Source organism: Rhizobium sp. A37_96 (assembly GCF_053521765.1).
This window is the reverse complement of record NZ_JBNWDS010000051.1, coordinates 1-1,162: the sequence shown is the minus strand read 5'-3', so window position 1 is coordinate 1,162 and position 1,162 is coordinate 1. Positions and strand designations below refer to the sequence as shown.

At 65.3% G+C, this 1,162-nt stretch carries 1 protein-coding gene; it reads left to right on the top strand.

Annotation, left to right across the window (positions count from 1 at the left end; all coding sequences use genetic code 11):
* Positions 1-1,162, top strand: a 1,162-nt coding sequence (locus ACQZ6J_RS33875; protein ID WP_449087235.1) for an NAD-dependent succinate-semialdehyde dehydrogenase, incomplete at both ends; no start/stop codon positions are given.

The window sequence follows — 1,162 nt, the reverse complement described above, 5'->3', positions numbered from 1 at the left end:
AACCAGGACGATCTCGGGCGCATCCTGACCGCCGAACAGGGCAAGCCGCTTGCCGAGGCCAAGGGCGAGATCGCCTATGGTGCGAGCTTCGTCGAATGGTTCGCCGAAGAGGGCCGCCGCGTCTATGGCGACATCATCCCCGGCCACCAGAAGGACAAGCGCATTCTGGTCATGAAGCAGCCGATCGGCGTCGTCGCGGCCATCACCCCCTGGAACTTTCCGAATGCGATGATCACCCGCAAGGCAGGCCCGGCCTTTGCCGCCGGCTGCGCCATGGTGCTGAAGCCGGCCTCACAGACGCCGTTCTCCGCGATTGCCATCGCCATCCTCGCCGAGCGCGCCGGCCTGCCGAAGGGCCTCTTCAGCGTGATCACGGGTTCGGCTCGCGCCATCGGCGCCGAGATGACCGCAAGCCCGATCGTGCGCAAGCTCACCTTCACCGGCTCGACCGAAGTCGGTGCCGAGCTTTACAAGCAGAGCGCGCCGACCATCAAGAAGCTGGGCCTCGAGCTCGGCGGCAATGCGCCCTTCATCGTCTTTGACGACGCCGATCTCGATGCCGCCGTCGAAGGCGCGCTGATCGCCAAGTTCCGCAACAACGGCCAGACCTGCGTCTGCGCCAACCGTCTCTACGTGCAGGACGGCGTCTATGACGCTTTTGCCGAGAAGCTGTCCAAGGCTGTCGGCTCGCTCAAGACCGGCAACGGCTTCGACGAGGGCATCAATCTCGGCCCGCTGATCGACGAGGCAGCTCTTGCCAAGGTCGAGGAGCATGTCGCCGATGCGCTTTCCAAGGGCGGCCGCCTCGTCGCCGGCGGTCATCGCCACCAGCTCGGCGGACGCTTCTACGAGGCGACGGTACTTGCCGATGTCACGCCATCGATGGCCGTCGCCAAGGAAGAGACCTTCGGACCCGTCGCTCCGCTCTTCCGCTTCAAGGACGAGGCCGATGTCATCGTCCAGGCCAACGACACCGAGTTCGGCCTTGCCTCCTATTTCTATGCCAAGGATCTCGCCCGCGTCTTCCGGGTCGCCGAGGCGCTGGAATACGGCATGGTCGGGGTCAATACCGGCCTGATCTCGACGGCCGAAGCCCCCTTTGGCGGCGTCAAGCTCTCCGGCCTCGGCCGCGAGGGGTCCCGCTACGGCATCGAGGAATTCA